Raw genomic sequence first — 15,041 nt, forward strand, 5'->3', positions numbered from 1 at the left:
GTTGGCAAACGAGACGAGTGCGAGGAACGAGAGGAGTGAAGCGACCGTGACCGTGGCCGAAGAGATGTCCCGCCTGCTGCTCGCCCTGCCGCTCGCCATCGCGGTGTGCAGGGCAGGCGGCGCGGCGGCGCGCCGCCTCGGCCAGCCACCCGTGGTGGGCGAGATCGCCGCTGGCATCCTGGCCGGTCCCTCGCTGGTCGGCCGGCTGTGGCCGCACGCGCAGGCCTACCTGCTGCCGCCCGCGGTCCTGGACCACCTCGATGTCCTGGGCCAACTGGGCCTGCTCGCCTTCATGTTCCTCGCCGGCTTCGCCCTGGACACCCGGCATCTGAAGGGGCAGGGCCGGGTGACGGTCGTGGTGAGCAACGCCGGTGTCCTGGTGCCCCTGCTGCTGGGCGGCGCGCTCGGCATGGCCCTCTACGGGCCGCTGGCGCCCAGCGGGGTCGGCCGGGTCGTGTTCGTGCTGTTCGTCGCGGTCGCCATGAGCATCACCGCGTTCCCGGTCCTGGCGCGGATTCTCACCGACCGCGGGCTGCACCGGTCCCGGCTGGGCAGTCTCGCCCTGGCCTGTGCCGCGGTGGACGACATCACCGCCTGGTGCCTGCTCACCCTCGTGATCGCCGTCGAACGGGGCGGGACACCGCTCGCCTCGCTGACAGCCGCCGGGCTGGTGCTGCTGTACGTCGGCGTGATGGCACGGCTGGTGCGGCCCCTGCTGGCGAGGGTGCTCCGGTCGTGGGCCGTCGCTCCCTCGGCGATGCTCGCGGTGCTGTTCTGCGGGATCTGTCTGTCGTCGTTCGTGACCGACCGCATCGGTGTGCACCCGATCTTCGGCGCGTTCATGTTCGGCGTCGTCACACCACGCGGCCACCCGGTGGTCGAGCAGGCCGTCGCGGTGCTGCGGTCGGCCGCCGTCCCGCTGCTGCTGCCGCTGTTCTTCCTGATCACCGGCCTGCGTACCGACCTCGGGCTGCTCGCCGCCGATCCGGTGGAGTGGCTGTGGCTCGCCGCCATCCTCGTCGTGGCCGTGGTCGGCAAGTGGGGAGGCGTCGCCGCGGCGGCCCGGTTGAGCGGGATCCCCCGACGCGAGGCGCTCGCCCTGGGCGCGTTGATGAACTGCCGGGGCCTCACCGAACTCATCGTGCTCGGCATCGGACTGGACCTCGGCGTCATCGGCCAGGACCTGTTCACCATGCTGGTGCTGATGGCGCTGCTCACCACCGCGATCACCGCTCCCGTGGTGGCCGCCCTCGGACACGGCACCCGCCCGGCCACCGAACCCCCCGACGCGGCAGGTCCAGGTCCAGGTCCAGGGCCGGGCGACGCAGAGCAGGCGCAGGGCGGACAGCGCGCCCTCAGATCCCCGGTCGGTACCGGATCGGATGGTCCGCCGGGACCTCCACCAGGGCGATCGGCGTTCCGTCCGGATCCTTGATCCACATCTCGACCAGCCCCCACGGCTCCTTCACCGGCGCTCGGACGACGTCGACCCCCTTCGCCCGCAACTCGTCGTGCGCCGCCGCGACGTCCGGCACCTGCAGCCACAGCCGTACGGCAGGGTCCGGCGGGGTCGGCGACCGGCCCGAGACCTCCAGGAAACCGCCGCCGAGGAAGTACACGACCCCACGCTCCACCCCCGTACCGAACTCGCGGTAGACGGCCAGCCCCAGTTGCTCCCCGTAGAAGGCCCGGGAGCGCTCGGGGTCGGTCGGGCGGAGCAGGGTCCTGCTGCTGAGTACGTGAACCATGCGTCCGGAGCTTAGGGGCTGCCCGGCCGATCAGGCGGCAGATGCCGGGCCAGAGCTAGGCTCGCCCGTGTTGCCGCCGCGTCAGAGAACCGGAGAACGCCCGCATGGACACCGACACGGACACGAACACCGACAGGGAGATGGACACCGCCGCCCCCGAGCACGCCCCCGCACACACCTTCCGCGACGCCACCCACGCCGACGTGGACGCGCTCGTCGCGCTCGTGGAGTCCGCCTACCGCGGGGACTCCAGCCGGGCCGGGTGGACGACCGAGGCGGACATCCTCCAGGGGCAGCGGACCGACCCCGACGGCGTGCTCGCGGTCATCGAAGCACCCGACAGCCGGCTGCTCGCCGTCGAGCAGGACGGCCGGATCGTCGCCTGCTGCCAGCTCGAACACCGCGGCGAGCACGCCTACTTCGGCATGTTCGCGGTCAGCCCGACGGTGCAGGGCGCGGGCCTCGGCAAGACGGTCATGGCGCACGCCGAGCGGCAGGCCCGCGAGGCCTGGGGCGCCACCGAGATGCACATGACCGTGATCTCCGTACGCGACGACCTCATCGCCTGGTACGAGCGCCGCGGCTACCGCCGTACGGGACGCATGACCCCCTTCCCGTACGGCGACGAGCGCTTCGGCATCCCGCAGCGCGCCGACCTTCAGTTCGAACTGCTGGTCAAGCCGTTGGTCAACCCGCTGGCGACCTGAGCGCCGGTACACCCGCGCACGTCCGCGCCCGCGCACACCCGCGCACGCCCGCTCACGCCGTGAAGCGGCCCGTACGCCTGATCTCCGGGTAGTCGGTGGTCGCCCCGTCCAGTTCCAGCGCGCGGACGAGCCGTAGCTGATCCTGCGTGTTGACCACCCAGCCGATGATCCGCAGGTCCCGCTTCCGCGCCTCTTCGACGGTCTCCAGGTTGAGCCGCCGCAGGTTCAGGCAGACCGTCGCCGCGCCCGCGTCCACGGCCCGGTCGACGATGTCGAGGCCGTAGCGGCTGCCGATGAGCGCGGTGCGCACACCGGGGACCAGCCGCGTGATCTCGGCGACGGCCTCGTCGTGGAAGGACGACACCTCCACCCGTTCCACCAGGTCCCGCGCCCGCAGCACCTCGGCCAGCGCCCGTGCCGCCTGCACGTCCTTGATCTCGGCCTGGAGCGGTAGCTGTACGGCGTCCAGGACCTCCTCGAAGAACGGGACGCGCTCCCCGCGGCCCGCGTCGAGAGTGCGCAGCTCGGCGAGGGTCTGGTCGGCGATGGGCCCGGTCCCGTCGGTCGTACGGTCCACGTCGGGGTCGTGCATGACCACCAGCGCGCCGTCCTTGCTCAGGTGCAGGTCGAGTTCGATGGCGTCGAGACCGGCCTGCTCGGCGGCGACGAAGGAGCGCAGGGTGTTCTCGGGCTCGACACCCATGATTCCGCGGTGACCGATGGTGAGGAAGTTCAAGACGGGACTCGTTTCCGTCGACGGCGGGGTGGGCGGAGCGCTCGCAGCCTAACGACCCCTGCCCGCCAGGGACACGTGTAGGCATGCCGGCCCGCCACGAGGTGCGCGCGACGCCGTCCACTACCCAGCCGAAGAGGAAGTATTCGCTCCTTCGGTTTCAGGCAGGAAAAAGTGCGGTGAAGATGCGAGCGCGCAGGATAATCTCCCGAGGATCCACTTGCTGGAGGAAACCTCATATGCATACGGTGTCCTGACGCGAGGTTCTCCAGTGGAGGATGGGACATGACGGAAATTCTTGTGCGGGCAGCTACGGAGGAGCGGGTTCCTCCGGCGACCAGGGTGGTGGAGCACCCGGCGTGGCGCGTGCTCAAGGATGCCGTGGAGCGGATCCGGCCCTGGCAGGCGAAGGACGGATCGATCGACTTCGCGGCCGAGGGCGCACCGCAGCGCACGGACGCCGAGCAGGTCGTCCGCGCCGTGATCGAGGCCGTCGCGGAGCTGTCCCCGCTGCTCCCGCACGACGCCGACTACCACCGGGCCCTCGCCGCCGACCTGCGGACCTGGGCCGACGGCGGCTTCGAGGTGCCGGACTTCCTCGACTCGCTGCTGGCCTTCCAGCCGGCCGCCGGCCGTGCGGACGGGCTCCAGCATCTCGTCGTCTTCCCCATGTACACGCAGAACGGCAACCCGGACCGCAACCTGGAAGCCGTCGTACTGCGTATGGTCTGGCCGGAGTGGCTGGCCGAGCTGGAGCGCACCCGGTACGACAACCCGCTCTTCTGCGGCATCACCTTCGAGGACTTCACGGCCGGCTACGACACCAACTCCGCCGTCCTCTTCCCGGAGACCATCGCCGTACGCGAAGCGCCGGAACGTTTCTCCTGGGGCGGTATCTTCTGCGACCGCGAAGCCGCCCGCTTCCGCCGCGTCACCGACGCCGCCGTCGGCATCCTGGGCATGGAGCTGCCCGAGGACATCGCCGCCATGGTCCACGACCAGAAGCGCTGCGAGGACGCCTTCGTCCTGTGGGACATGGTCCACGACCGCACCCACAGCCACGGCGACCTGCCCTTCGACCCGTTCATGATCAAGCAGCGCCAGCCGTTCTGGATGTACGGCCTGGAGGAGCTGCGCTGCGACCTCACCGCCTTCAAGGAGGCCGTGAAGCTGGAGTCGGACGGCGTCGACCTCCCGCAGGCCCGTGACGTGCAGTACGCGGTGCTCTTCGACCGCATGTTCCGCTTCCCGGTCACCGGCGAGCGCGTGCGCAACTACGACGGCCTCGGCGGCCAGCTCCTCTTCGCCTACCTGCACAAGCACGACGTCGTCCGCTGGACCGACAACAAGCTGCACATCGACTGGCAGCGCGCCCCCGAGGTCACCAACCAGCTCTGCGCCGAGATCGAGGACCTCTACCGCGCCGGCATCGACCGCCCCAAGCTCGTCCACTGGTTCAAGGCCTACGAGCTGGTCTCCACCTACCTCGCCCCGCACCCGGGCTCCCGGTGGGCCAAGGGCCCCGACGCCCTGGACCTGACCCAGCCGCCGCGCAAACTCGTCGATGACGTGCTTCCGGACGAGTTTCCGCTGAGCATGTTCTATGAGGCACTGTCCAAAAGGCTGAAGAACGTGATCGCCTCCACCCGGGGCATCACGGGGGACACTGCCGAGCGGATCGCCGCGTGAGCGACCTGCGAACCGAGAACACTGCTCCGCAGAACGCTGCCGAGCAGAACACTGCTCAGGAGGCGAAGACCATGGGGAACGGTGCTCTCAGCGGTGCGGTGATCGCGGTGGCCGGTGCGGGCGGACCCGCCGGCCGGGCGGCACTGCTCAAGCTCGCCCGGCAGGGCGCGACCGTCGTCGGCTCGGACAACGACCCCGAGCGCCTGGCGGAGGCCGTCGACCACGCGCGCTACGAGGCCGGCGGCGCCAGCGTCACCGGCGACACCGTCGACCTGCTGGACCTGAAGTCGACGCAGGAGTGGGCCGCCCGTATCGAGAACGACTTCGGCCGCGTCGACGGCCTGGTCCACCTCGTGGGCGGCTGGCGCGGCAGCGAGACGTTCGTCAAGACCAGCCTCGACGACTGGGACTTCCTGGAGCTGCTGCTCGTCAAGACCGTGCAGCACACCTCGCTGGCCTTCTTCGAGGGCCTGCAGCGCAGCGAGCGCGGCCGGTATGTGCTGATCAGCGCGGCCGGCGCGTCGAAGCCCACCGCCGGCAACGCCGCCTACGCCGCCGCCAAGGCCGCCGCCGAGGCCTGGACCCTCGCGCTCGCCGACGCCTTCCACAAGGCCGGGGGCGCCCAGGGGCCCACGTCCGCGGCTGCCATCCTGGTGGTGAAGGCGCTGGTGCACGACGCGATGCGCGCCGATCGACCCAACGCGAAGTTCGCGGGCTTCACCGACGTCGACGATCTGGCCGAGGCCATCGCCGGAGTCTGGGAGAAGTCCGCCCCCGAAGCGAACGGACAGCGTCTGTGGCTCACCGACCAGCCGTGATCCCCCCGAAGACCGCTTTCACGCAGGCTCGTCGCCATCACGACCCCGACGTACGCGGTTTCGCCAGCGACAACTACGCCGGAGCCCACCCGGAGGTGCTGGCCGCCCTGGCCCTGGCCAACGGCGGCCACCAGGTGGCGTACGGCGAGGACGACTACACCGAGAACCTCCAGGGGATCGTCCGGCGCCACTTCGGGGCCACGGCGGAGGCCTTCCCGGTCTTCAACGGCACCGGCGCCAACGTCCTCGCGCTCCAGGCGGTCACCGACCGCTGGGGAGCGGTGATCTGCGCCGAGAGCGCCCACATCAACGTCGACGAGGGCGGCGCTCCCGAGCGCATGGGCGGCCTGAAGCTGCTCACCGTCCCGACACCCGACGGCAAGCTGACGCCCGAGCTGATCGACCGGCAGGCCTGGGGCTGGGAGGACGAGCACCGCGCGATGCCGCAGGTCGTCTCGATCACCCAGAGCACGGAGCTCGGCACCCTCTACACGCCGGACGAGATCCGCGCGATCTGCGACCACGCCCACGGGCACGGCATGAAGGTCCACCTGGACGGCTCCCGCATAGCCAACGCGGCGGCCTCCCTGGACGTCCCGATGCGGACGTTCACCAACGCGGTCGGCGTCGACATCCTCTCCCTGGGCGGCACGAAGAACGGCGCGCTGTTCGGGGAGGCGGTCGTCGTCATCGACCAGGACGCCGTCAGCCACATGAAGCACCTGCGCAAGCTGTCCATGCAGCTCGCCTCCAAGATGCGCTTCGTGTCGGTGCAGTTGGAGGCCCTGTTCGCCAAGGACCTCTGGCTGCGCAACGCCCGCCACGCCAACGAGATGGCCCAGCGGCTGGCGGAGGGCGTGCGGGCCGTGCACGGCGTGGAGATCCTCCACCCGGTCCAGGCCAACGGCGTCTTCGCCCGGCTCCCGCACGACGTGAGCGTGCGGCTGCAGAAGCGGTTCCGGTTCTACTTCTGGGACGAGGCGGCGGGGGACGTGCGCTGGATGTGCGCGTTCGACACGACCGAGGAGGACGTCGACGCGTTCGTGGCGGCGGTCAAGGAGGAGATGGCGGGCTAGCGGTGCCGCAGACATGACGTTCGATGCATAAATATGCGATCACCTGGAAATGAATTGACTCCCAGGTGATCGCATATTTATGCTCTGCGGCCATGGAGCTGATCCAGGAGAACCCCGACCTGTCCGCGTATCTCGCCGCTGACGAGGCCATCGACCATCACCACCCGCTGGTGCGGGCCACGGCCGCGCGTCTCGCGGAGGGCGCGACGGACTCGTATGTCTATGCACGTCTGGCGTTTGACTTCGTCCGCGACACCATTCCCCACTCGCAGGACGCCGGCGACCCGCGCGTGACCTGGCGCGCCTCGGACGTACTGGAGCGGGGGACGGGCATCTGCTACGCCAAGGCCCACGCGCTGGCCGCCCTGCTGCGGGCCGAGGACATCCCGACCGCGCTGTGCTACCAGCGGCTGGCGCACGACGAGGGCGACGGGTACGCCGTCCACGGACTCGTCGCCGTGCGCTTCAACGGGGCCTGGCACCGCCAGGATCCACGCGGCAACAAGCCGGGCGTGGACGCGCGGTTCTCCCTGGACGGCGAGCGACTGGCCTTCCTGCCCGACCCCGAAGCGGGCGAGCTGGACCATCCCGTCCTGTACGCCGCACCCCACCCGGCCGTCCTGAACGCGCTCCAGGCCGCCACGGACCGCCCCCACCTCTGGCGGACGCTCCCCACATCCCTGTGAGCACCCCCGCCGCCGCCCCGCGCGGGGACGCCGACGAGGCCGACCCCCGGTGCCGTCAGCGGGTCTCGGCCTCGCGGACCTGTTCCGGTGTCGGCGCAGTGCCGCCCAGGTGGGCCGGCATCCACCACGTGTCGCTCGTGTCCTTGGGGCGGACGGGGTAGGCGCGCTGAGCGGCCTCCAGGAGCTCCTGGACGCGCTCGCGCAGTTGCCGGGTGATGGCGCCCGCGTACTTGTCGCGGGAGGCCTCGATGGCCTCGCCGACGCGGATGGTGACCGGGGTGTGGCTGCGCTTGAAGTTGCGCGGGTGCCCCTTGGTCCACAGTCGCTGCGTGCCCCACAGGGCCACCGGGATCAGCGGGACGCCCGCTTCCTGGGCCATCCGGGCGGCACCCGACTTGAAGCTCTTCAGGCAGAACGACTGCGAGATCGTCGCCTCGGGGAAGACCCCGACGATCTCACCCGAGCGCAGCGACTCCAGGGCGTGCGCGTACGCCGTCTCGCCCTGGTTGCGGTCGACCGGGATGTGCTTCATACCGCGCATCAGCGGACCGGAGATCTTGTGGCGGAAGACGGCGTCTTTCGCCATGAAGCGAACGAGACGTTTCTGCGGGAGCGCGGCCAGGCCGTCGAAGATGAAGTCGAGGTAGCTGATGTGGTTGCTCACCAGCACGGCTCCGCCCGAGCGCGGGATGTTCTCCGACCCCTGGCAGTCGATCTTGAGGTCCCAGACCTTAAACAGCGTCTGGGCGAGGCCGACGGCGGGACGGTAGACAAGCTCTGCCATGGGTGGGGCGAACCCTTCCTTCTCTTTGCCGGGGAAGATGCTCCCGACGACAAAGTTACGCAGCCGTAGGTTTACGGCATCTCGCAGATCGTGCCCCAAGAACGGCCGGGGAGCCAGCCCTGGTGCCCGGCGGCGGCGAGATTCTTGTCACGTCAACCCCCCTGAGCCACACCCTTGCCCCACCCCCTTGATCCACCTCGGCCTTTTAAGTCTTCTTTACTCTGCGCGAACCGCGACGCGCCGTACGAGCAGGTACATCTCGCAGCCGAGGCAGTACCCGAAAGCGGCATTCAGGAACGCGGCCGCCAGCGCCGCGCCGGTCGCCGCGAGGCCCAGCCAGCCGGGCCCCAGGGTGAGGCCGACGAGGCCGAAGCCCGCGAACAGCAGCCCCACCGCCTGCGCGAACCGCGGCGGCTGCGGAGCCTCGAACGCGGTCGGCGGCCCGAGCCGCGGCCGCACGGCGGTGCGGAACACCCAGCCGTACGGCGAGCGCGCCACCCCGCCCGCCGCGCCGAGCGCGAAGGCCAGCGTCTGCCAGGCCAGCGGCCAGGCGCTGCCGGTGATCAGTGCGACCGCGAGTACTACGGTCGTCACGGCGGCCCCGAACCGCGGGCCTCTCGCGTCGATGTCCATGGAATGAAGCATTCCGCAACGGCGGCGATTCCTGGGTCCGGGAATCTTTGCAGTCTCATGAACGCTGGAGCGGCTGATGACCGGACTGATGGTGTGCGTGGCGGTGCTCGTGGCGGCGAGCGCCTACGGAGTGCTGCAACGGCGGCGGAGCGGGAGGGTACGCGTGCGTGGGCGCGACGACGGCAAGCGGCTCGGGGCGGACCGGATCGGCGGTGAATTCGGTGAGCGGGCCACGCTCCTGCAGTTCTCCAGCGCCTTCTGCGCGCCCTGCCGGGCGACCCGCCGGGTCCTCGGCGAAGTGGCGGGCGTGGTGCCCGGAGTCGCCCACATCGAGATCGACGCCGAGGCGCACCTCGACCTCGTCCGCGAACTCGGCATCCTCAAGACCCCGACCGTCCTGGTCCTCGACGCCGACGGCCGGATCGTCCGGCGCGCAACCGGTCAGCCCCGCAAGGCGGATGTCATCGCGGCCCTGGGGAAGGCGGTGTGACCCTCTCCAGGGGGACGGTGAGGCATCTCCCAGAAACCGGAACGTACTTGACTGCGCGGGCCACCCGTCGTCAGCCTGACCGTATGCCTGAGGAACTCCTTCTCCACGGACGGGCCCACGTCGACCTGGTCCGTACCGCGAGCGCGCGCTGTCCGGCCTGTTGAGCACCCACGGCCAGGCCCGCCACTTCCCGCTCCCGCAGAAGGACAACTCCATGACGGCCACGCCGCCCGATCTCGACGCCCCTCAGCTCGCCTCCCCCGATCTCCTGCGCTCCGTCTTCCGGCGGCACGCGGCCGGCGTCGCCGTGATCACCGCCGCAGGTGAGGGCGGTCCGGTCGGTTTCACCGCCACCTCCCTCAGCTCCGTCTCCGCCGAACCCCCGCTGCTCTCCTTCGGCGTCGGCACCGGCGCCTCCAGTTGGCCGGCGATCTCCCGGGCCGGGCATGTGGGCGTGCACATACTCGGCGAGCACCAGCAGGCGCTGGCCGCCACCTTCGCCAGGAGCGGCGCCGACCGCTTCGGCGCGCCGACCGGCTGGCGGGAGGGCCCCGAGGGCGTGCCCGTCCTGGACGGCGTGCTCGCGTGGTTGGTGTGCCGGGTCGTCGCGCGCGTGCCCGCCGGGGATCACCGCATCGTGCTGGCCGAAGTCGTCCTGGGCGACCCCGAGGGCGCGGGCCGTCCGCTGCTCTACCACCAGGGTCGGTTCACCGCCCTGCGGGATTGATCACTGGACCGCTCTCCTGCGAAGCCGTCGAGTTCCGGTTACGCTGCGTTGCGAAGGTCACAGTTCAAAGCGCTTGCTTAGCGGGTACGAACTGGGTGTACTGGCGAGTAATATTTCGTTCGGTGCGCGGGTCGCCCCGACCGGGATCGGCCGCTTGTGGAGCCTATGCTGCCTGGAAGAAGGCAGCCGAGAACTGACGATGCAGTAGGAGAGCCGGCGTGAGCTTGAGGATCGTTGTCACTGTGAAGTTTGTGCCCGACGCCACTGGCGACCGGCACTTCGCCGATGACCTGACCGTCGACCGGGACGACGTGGACGGTCTGCTCTCCGAGCTCGACGAGTACGCGGTCGAGCAGGCGCTGCAGATCTCCGAGAACTCGGACGACGACGTGGAGATCACCGTCCTGACGGTGGGCCCCGAGGACGCCAAGGACGCGCTCCGCAAGGCCCTTTCCATGGGCGCCGACAAGGCGATCCACGTCGAGGACGACGACCTGCACGGCACCGACGCCATCGGCACCTCCCTGGTGCTGGCCAAGGCCATCGAGAAGGCCGGTTACGACCTGGTCATCTCCGGCATGGCCTCCACCGACGGCACCGCCGGCATCGTCCCGGCCCTGCTGGCCGAGCGCCTGGGCGTCCCGCAGGTCACCCTGCTCTCCGAGGTCTCCGTCGAGGACGGCACCGTCAAGGGCCGCCGGGACGGCGACGCCGCCTCCGAGCAGCTCGAGGCCGCCCTGCCGGCCGTCGTGTCGGTCACCGACCAGTCGGGCGAGGCGCGTTACCCGTCCTTCAAGGGCATCATGGCCGCCAAGAAGAAGCCGGTTCAGTCCTGGGACCTCTCCGACCTGGACCTGGAGGCCGAGGAAGTCGGCCTGGAGGGCGCCTGGACCGCGGTCGACTCCGCGACCGAGCGTCCGGCCCGCACCGCGGGCACGATCGTCAAGGACGAGGGCGAGGGCGGCAAGCAGCTCGCCGAGTTCCTCGCGGGCCAGAAGTTCATCTAAAGGCCCCTCGCCGACCGCCCCTCAACTTCGTTTCGCAGGAGAGCAAATCCCATGGCTGAAGTCCTCGTCTATGTCGACCACGTGGACGGCGCCGTCCGCAAGCCCACCCTGGAGCTGCTGACGCTGGCCCGCCGCATCGGCGAGCCGGTCGCCGTCGCCCTCGGCTCGGGCGCCGAGAACACCGCCGCCGCGCTCGCCGAGCACGGCGCCGTCAAGGTGCTGACCCACGACGCGTCCGAGTACGCCGACTACCTCGTCGTACCGAAGGTGGACGCGCTGCAGGCCGCCGTCGCCGCAGTGTCCCCGGCCGCCGTGCTCGTCCCGTCCTCCGCGGAGGGCAAGGAGATCGCCGCCCGCCTCGCGCTGCGCATCGGCTCCGGCATCATCACCGACGCCGTCGACCTCGAGGCCGGCGACGAGGGCCCGGTGGCCACCCAGTCGGTGTTCGCCGCGTCCTTCACCACCAAGACCCGCGTCTCCAAGGGCACCCCGGTCATCACCGTCAAGCCCAACAGCGCCGCCGTCGAGGCCGCCCCGGCCGCGGGCGCCGTCGAGGCCCTCGCGGTGACCTTCTCCGCGCAGGCCACCGGCACCAAGGTCACCGGCCGCACGCCGCGTGAGTCGACAGGTCGTCCGGAGCTGACCGAGGCCGCGATCGTGGTTTCCGGCGGGCGTGGCGTCAACGGTGCGGAGAACTTCGCGATCATCGAGGCCCTCGCCGACTCCCTCGGCGCGGCCGTCGGCGCCTCCCGCGCCGCCGTGGACGCCGGCTGGTACCCGCACACCAACCAGGTCGGCCAGACCGGCAAGTCCGTGTCGCCGCAGCTCTACATCGCCAACGGCATCTCCGGCGCGATCCAGCACCGCGCGGGCATGCAGACCTCGAAGACCATCGTGGCCGTCAACAAGGACGCCGAGGCCCCGATCTTCGACCTCGTCGACTACGGCGTGGTCGGCGACCTCTTCGACGTCGTCCCGCAGCTCACCGAGGAGATCAACACCCGCAAGGGCTGATCCCCCGACAGTCGCCTCGCACGACTGCCCGAGGCCCCCGCGACCACACCGGTCACGGGGGCCTCGGCCCGTTCCGGACCCGGGTTCAAGGTTCACGCGCAGGGCTCATCCCAGGCTCAGGGAGGCCTGCACCGGCAGGTGGTCGCTCGGGTACTGGCCGTTCACGGTGCAGGGGTCGGTCCACTCCCGGTGGACCGTGACGCCCGGCGTGGCCAGGATCCAGTCGATGCGGTCCCCGCCCGGCGTGAGCGCCTTGTACCCGTGGAACGTCGCGTACGCCCCGCCACGCGCGCGTGCCGCGTCCCAGGTGTCGACGAGGCCGGCGGCCAGCAGGGTGTCGTAGACCGGATTGTCGTGGGCCACGACGTTGAAGTCGCCGGTCAGCAGCAGCGGCAGGGAGCGGTCGAACCCGGCGAGCCGCTCGGCGATCAGGTCGGCGGAGCGCACGCGCGCGTACTGGCTGGCGTTGTCGAGATGGGTGTTGAGGACATGGAACTCCCGCCCCCGCGCCCGCAGATCACGAAAGCGCACCCAGGTGACCATGCGGGGATGGCCCCCGCCCCAGGTGTTGGAGCCGCGCACCTCGGGCGTGTCGGAGAGCCAGAAGTGCCCGTAGTCGGCCGGGGCGAGCCGGCGCGTGTCGTAGAAGACGGCCATCGACTCCTCGTCGCCGCCGCCACGGCTCGTGCCGATCCAGTCGTAGTGCGGCCCGAGGTCGGCCTCGATGTCCCGCAACTGCGGCGGCTGGCCCTCCTGGGTGCCGATGACGTGCGGAGCCGCCCAGCGTAACAGCGCGCGCATCACCGGACGGCGGTCCGCCCAACTGTTGGGCTCCTGGGCCGACGCGTAACGGAGGTTGAACGTCATGACCTCCAGCGGCGGCACGGGCGCGCGCACGAGCGTCTCGGACGGTGCGCGCTGGTGGCGGGCGGCCGAGGCCCCGGCCGTGCCGAGCAGCGGCAGGGCGACCACCGCGCCCACCATCGTTCTCAGTCCCGCCCGCCGGGTCGGCCCACCGCTGCCCGTCATGTGTCCCCCCTCGTCCCGTGAGCAAGGATGAAGGGGTGAACCATTGTGCGGAAGAGGGCGTGGGTGCGGCGGTGAACGCGAGGGGACCATGCCGTGGACAGGGTGTTGACCTGCCGGAAGATCCCCGGATAACTTCATTCTGCGGATACTTTATTCCGTAAAGCGGAAAATTGGAGGGTGTGGAATGGGTCAGGGCCAGCAGGAGACGGTGGCGACGAGCCTCGCGGGCGCCGTCAGCGACGAGATCAGCGCGTCCCTCGTCCCGGTCGACGCCGAACTCGACCGCCGCTACCCCGGGGACCCCGGCACCCGACAGCCCGTCCACACCGTCTACGTCCCCGGCGACGCCTTCGGCGCCGACACGATCCGCTCCTGGGGCGACCGGGCCCTCGCCGCCCTCGACGAGCACGCCCCGGACGCCGCGTCCTTCGCCGCCGTCCTCGGCCTGTCGGACGACCTCGCCGAGCCCGTGTACGGGCGCGTGCGGGCCAAACTGGAGCGCGAGCCCATCGAGGACCTCCGGGTCGACTTCGAGGACGGCTACGGCCCCCGCCCGGACGCCGAGGAGGACGAGACGGCCGCCCGCGCGGCCCGCCTCATCGCCGAGGCGTACGCCAAGGGCACCGCGGCCCCGTACATGGGCATCCGCATGAAGTGCATGGAGGCCGCCGTACGCGACCGCGGCATCCGCACCCTCGACGTCTTCCTCACCGGCCTGATGGAGTCCGGCGGCCTGCCCGACGGCCTCGTCCTCACCCTCCCCAAGGTCACCTACCCGGAGCAGGTCACCGCCATGGTCCGGCTCCTGGAGGCCTTCGAGAAGGCGCGCGGGCTCGACGCCGGGCGGCTCGGCTTCGAGATCCAGATCGAGACCAGCCAGTCCATCCTGGCCACCGACGGCACCGCCACGGTCGCCCGCATGATCCAGGCGGCCGAGGGCCGCGCCACCGGCCTGCACTACGGCACCTTCGACTACAGCGCCTGCCTCGGCGTCTCCGCCGCCTACCAGGCCAGCGACCACCCGGCCGCCGACCACGCCAAGGCGGTCATGCAGGTCGCCGCGGCCGGCACCGGCGTCCGCGTCTCGGACGGCTCCACGAACGTGCTGCCGGTCGGCCCGACCGCGAACGTCCACGACGCCTGGCGGCTGCACTACGGCCTCACCCGCCGCGCCCTGGCCCGCGCCTACTACCAGGGCTGGGACATGCACCCCGGCCACATCCCCACCCGCTACGCGGCCGTCTTCGCCTTCTACCGCGAGGGCTTCGCCCAGGCCGCCGAGCGCCTGTCCCGGTACGCCAACCGGGCCGGCGGCGACGTCATGGACGAACCGGCGACCGCCAAGGCCCTCGGCGGCTACCTGCTGCGCGGCCTGGACTGCGGCGCCCTCGACCTCGCCGAGGTCACCGGCGCGACCGGCCTGACCCGGGCGGCCCTGGAGGGCTTCGCGGCCCCGCGCCGGGGCGATCTGACGGTCACCGGCCCTCGAGGGTGACTACGGCGCGGGGAACGTGTACGGGGCCGTGATGATCTCCATGATGTGCCCCGCGGGATCCATGAAGTACAGGCCCCGGCCGCCGTGGTGGTGGTTGATCTCACCGGGCTGCCTGCGGTGCGGATCCGCGAAGTACGTGATCCCGGCCTGCTTGATCCGCTCGAAGGCCGCGTCGAACTCCTCGTCCGAGACGAGGAACGCGTAGTGCTGGATGACGATCGACTCGGCCGGGAGGGTGGCGAAGTCCAGGGTGACCTTGTTGGCCGTCTCGACCGGGACGAACGGGCCCCACTCGGCCCCGACTTCGAGTCCCAGGACGTGGGCGAGGAACTCGGCGGACTCCCGGTTGTCACGGGAGTGGACGATGGTGTGGTTCAGCTCGACTGACATGTGTGGAATGCCTCC

General features: G+C 70.8%; 17 protein-coding genes. 11 read left to right on the forward strand and 6 right to left on the reverse strand.

Features of this window, described 5'->3' with window-relative positions:
- Positions 1 to 46: 46 nt before the first annotated feature.
- Positions 47 to 1,435, forward strand: a complete 1,389-nt coding sequence (locus BMZ82_RS20775; protein WP_256252025.1) for a cation:proton antiporter — start codon at positions 47 to 49, stop codon at positions 1,433 to 1,435.
- Here BMZ82_RS20775 and BMZ82_RS20780 read toward each other — a convergent pair.
- Positions 1,356 to 1,748 carry a VOC family protein gene (locus BMZ82_RS20780; protein ID WP_093777917.1) on the reverse strand — a complete coding sequence of 131 codons (393 nt, stop codon included), beginning with the start codon at positions 1,746 to 1,748 and terminating at the stop codon, positions 1,356 to 1,358. The two genes, BMZ82_RS20775 and BMZ82_RS20780, sit on opposite strands and share 80 nt — an antisense overlap.
- 140 nt (positions 1,749 to 1,888) lie before the next feature.
- Between BMZ82_RS20780 and BMZ82_RS20785 the strand changes: the two genes are divergently transcribed.
- Positions 1,889 to 2,455: a GNAT family N-acetyltransferase gene (locus BMZ82_RS20785; protein WP_093778031.1), complete on the forward strand. Its 567-nt coding sequence runs from the start codon at positions 1,889 to 1,891 to the stop codon at positions 2,453 to 2,455.
- 52 nt (positions 2,456 to 2,507) lie between these two features.
- Here BMZ82_RS20785 and BMZ82_RS20790 read toward each other — a convergent pair whose 3' ends face one another.
- Positions 2,508 to 3,191, reverse strand: a complete 684-nt coding sequence (locus BMZ82_RS20790; protein WP_093777919.1) for a glycerophosphodiester phosphodiesterase — start codon at positions 3,189 to 3,191, stop codon at positions 2,508 to 2,510.
- A gap of 282 nt (positions 3,192 to 3,473) precedes the next feature.
- Here BMZ82_RS20790 and BMZ82_RS20795 point away from each other — a divergent pair, with 282 nt between their 5' ends.
- The 4 genes from BMZ82_RS20795 (at position 3,474) to BMZ82_RS20810 (ending at position 7,457) form a co-directional block, all read left to right on the forward strand.
- The gene (locus BMZ82_RS20795; protein WP_093777920.1) at positions 3,474 to 4,877 is read left to right on the forward strand and encodes a DUF6421 family protein; all 1,404 of its coding nucleotides are present in this window, start codon (positions 3,474 to 3,476) and stop codon (positions 4,875 to 4,877) included.
- Between the two features lie 71 nt (positions 4,878 to 4,948).
- Positions 4,949 to 5,695 carry an SDR family NAD(P)-dependent oxidoreductase gene (locus BMZ82_RS20800; RefSeq protein ID WP_093777922.1) on the forward strand — a complete coding sequence of 249 codons (747 nt, stop codon included), beginning with the start codon at positions 4,949 to 4,951 and terminating at the stop codon, positions 5,693 to 5,695.
- Positions 5,692 to 6,771, forward strand: coding sequence for a threonine aldolase family protein (locus BMZ82_RS20805; RefSeq protein ID WP_093777924.1), 1,080 nt, complete (start codon positions 5,692 to 5,694; stop codon positions 6,769 to 6,771). The genes BMZ82_RS20800 and BMZ82_RS20805 overlap by 4 nt, the downstream gene beginning before the upstream one ends.
- Positions 6,772 to 6,863: 92 nt before the next feature.
- Positions 6,864 to 7,457: a transglutaminase domain-containing protein gene (locus tag BMZ82_RS20810; protein WP_093777926.1), complete on the forward strand. Its 594-nt coding sequence runs from the start codon at positions 6,864 to 6,866 to the stop codon at positions 7,455 to 7,457.
- Positions 7,458 to 7,512: 55 nt separating this feature from the next.
- On the opposite strand, the gene BMZ82_RS20815 is transcribed toward BMZ82_RS20810, so the two are convergent.
- Together BMZ82_RS20815 and BMZ82_RS20820 are read right to left on the reverse strand one after the other, a co-directional pair.
- Positions 7,513 to 8,241: a lysophospholipid acyltransferase family protein gene (locus BMZ82_RS20815; protein ID WP_093777928.1), complete on the reverse strand. Its 729-nt coding sequence runs from the start codon at positions 8,239 to 8,241 to the stop codon at positions 7,513 to 7,515.
- Between the two features lie 216 nt (positions 8,242 to 8,457).
- A complete protein-coding gene (locus BMZ82_RS20820) occupies positions 8,458 to 8,874 on the reverse strand; it encodes a DUF4395 domain-containing protein (protein ID WP_093777929.1) in 417 nt (138 codons plus the stop codon).
- A gap of 76 nt (positions 8,875 to 8,950) precedes the next feature.
- Between BMZ82_RS20820 and BMZ82_RS20825 the strand changes: the two genes are divergently transcribed.
- The 4 genes from BMZ82_RS20825 to BMZ82_RS20840 all read left to right on the forward strand — a co-directional run bounded on the left by BMZ82_RS20825 (position 8,951) and on the right by BMZ82_RS20840 (position 12,112).
- Positions 8,951 to 9,364 carry a TlpA family protein disulfide reductase gene (locus BMZ82_RS20825; protein ID WP_093777931.1) on the forward strand — a complete coding sequence of 138 codons (414 nt, stop codon included), beginning with the start codon at positions 8,951 to 8,953 and terminating at the stop codon, positions 9,362 to 9,364.
- Between the two features lie 214 nt (positions 9,365 to 9,578).
- Positions 9,579 to 10,091, forward strand: coding sequence for a flavin reductase family protein (locus tag BMZ82_RS20830; RefSeq protein WP_093778034.1), 513 nt, complete (start codon positions 9,579 to 9,581; stop codon positions 10,089 to 10,091).
- A gap of 218 nt (positions 10,092 to 10,309) precedes the next feature.
- Positions 10,310 to 11,098, forward strand: coding sequence for an electron transfer flavoprotein subunit beta/FixA family protein (locus tag BMZ82_RS20835; protein WP_093777933.1), 789 nt, complete (start codon positions 10,310 to 10,312; stop codon positions 11,096 to 11,098).
- Between the two features lie 51 nt (positions 11,099 to 11,149).
- The gene (locus BMZ82_RS20840) at positions 11,150 to 12,112 is read left to right on the forward strand and encodes an electron transfer flavoprotein subunit alpha/FixB family protein (RefSeq protein ID WP_093777935.1); all 963 of its coding nucleotides are present in this window, start codon (positions 11,150 to 11,152) and stop codon (positions 12,110 to 12,112) included.
- A gap of 105 nt (positions 12,113 to 12,217) precedes the next feature.
- Here BMZ82_RS20840 and BMZ82_RS20845 read toward each other — a convergent pair whose 3' ends face one another.
- Positions 12,218 to 13,141: an endonuclease/exonuclease/phosphatase family protein gene (locus BMZ82_RS20845; protein WP_093777937.1), complete on the reverse strand. Its 924-nt coding sequence runs from the start codon at positions 13,139 to 13,141 to the stop codon at positions 12,218 to 12,220.
- A gap of 184 nt (positions 13,142 to 13,325) precedes the next feature.
- Here BMZ82_RS20845 and BMZ82_RS20850 point away from each other — a divergent pair, with 184 nt between their 5' ends.
- Complete coding sequence (locus BMZ82_RS20850; protein ID WP_093777939.1) at positions 13,326 to 14,636, forward strand: DUF6986 family protein; 1,311 nt, start codon at positions 13,326 to 13,328, stop codon at positions 14,634 to 14,636.
- On the opposite strand, the gene BMZ82_RS20855 is transcribed toward BMZ82_RS20850, so the two are convergent.
- The gene (locus BMZ82_RS20855; RefSeq protein ID WP_093777941.1) at positions 14,637 to 15,026 is read right to left on the reverse strand and encodes a VOC family protein; all 390 of its coding nucleotides are present in this window, start codon (positions 15,024 to 15,026) and stop codon (positions 14,637 to 14,639) included.
- Positions 15,027 to 15,041: the final 15 nt, after the last annotated feature.

This window comes from Streptomyces sp. yr375, from assembly GCF_900110755.1.
GTDB lineage: Bacteria > Actinomycetota > Actinomycetes > Streptomycetales > Streptomycetaceae > Streptomyces.

Bases quoted from the DNA above. Each gene is read 5' to 3' on its own strand.
- BMZ82_RS20780 (WP_093777917.1), bottom strand. From the start codon at position 1,748: ATGGTTCACGTACTCAGCAGCAGGACCCTGCTCCGCCCGACCGACCCC.
- BMZ82_RS20785 (WP_093778031.1), top strand. From the start codon at position 1,889: ATGGACACCGCCGCCCCCGAGCACGCCCCCGCACACACCTTCCGCGAC.
- BMZ82_RS20795 (WP_093777920.1), top strand. From the start codon at position 3,474: ATGACGGAAATTCTTGTGCGGGCAGCTACGGAGGAGCGGGTTCCTCCG.
- BMZ82_RS20800 (WP_093777922.1), top strand. From the start codon at position 4,949: ATGGGGAACGGTGCTCTCAGCGGTGCGGTGATCGCGGTGGCCGGTGCG.
- BMZ82_RS20810 (WP_093777926.1), top strand. From the start codon at position 6,864: ATGGAGCTGATCCAGGAGAACCCCGACCTGTCCGCGTATCTCGCCGCT.
- BMZ82_RS20815 (WP_093777928.1), bottom strand. From the start codon at position 8,241: ATGGCAGAGCTTGTCTACCGTCCCGCCGTCGGCCTCGCCCAGACGCTG.
- BMZ82_RS20820 (WP_093777929.1), bottom strand. From the start codon at position 8,874: ATGGACATCGACGCGAGAGGCCCGCGGTTCGGGGCCGCCGTGACGACC.
- BMZ82_RS20825 (WP_093777931.1), top strand. From the start codon at position 8,951: ATGACCGGACTGATGGTGTGCGTGGCGGTGCTCGTGGCGGCGAGCGCC.
- BMZ82_RS20830 (WP_093778034.1), top strand. From the start codon at position 9,579: ATGACGGCCACGCCGCCCGATCTCGACGCCCCTCAGCTCGCCTCCCCC.
- BMZ82_RS20840 (WP_093777935.1), top strand. From the start codon at position 11,150: ATGGCTGAAGTCCTCGTCTATGTCGACCACGTGGACGGCGCCGTCCGC.
- BMZ82_RS20845 (WP_093777937.1), bottom strand. From the start codon at position 13,141: ATGACGGGCAGCGGTGGGCCGACCCGGCGGGCGGGACTGAGAACGATG.
- BMZ82_RS20850 (WP_093777939.1), top strand. From the start codon at position 13,326: ATGGGTCAGGGCCAGCAGGAGACGGTGGCGACGAGCCTCGCGGGCGCC.
- BMZ82_RS20855 (WP_093777941.1), bottom strand. From the start codon at position 15,026: ATGTCAGTCGAGCTGAACCACACCATCGTCCACTCCCGTGACAACCGG.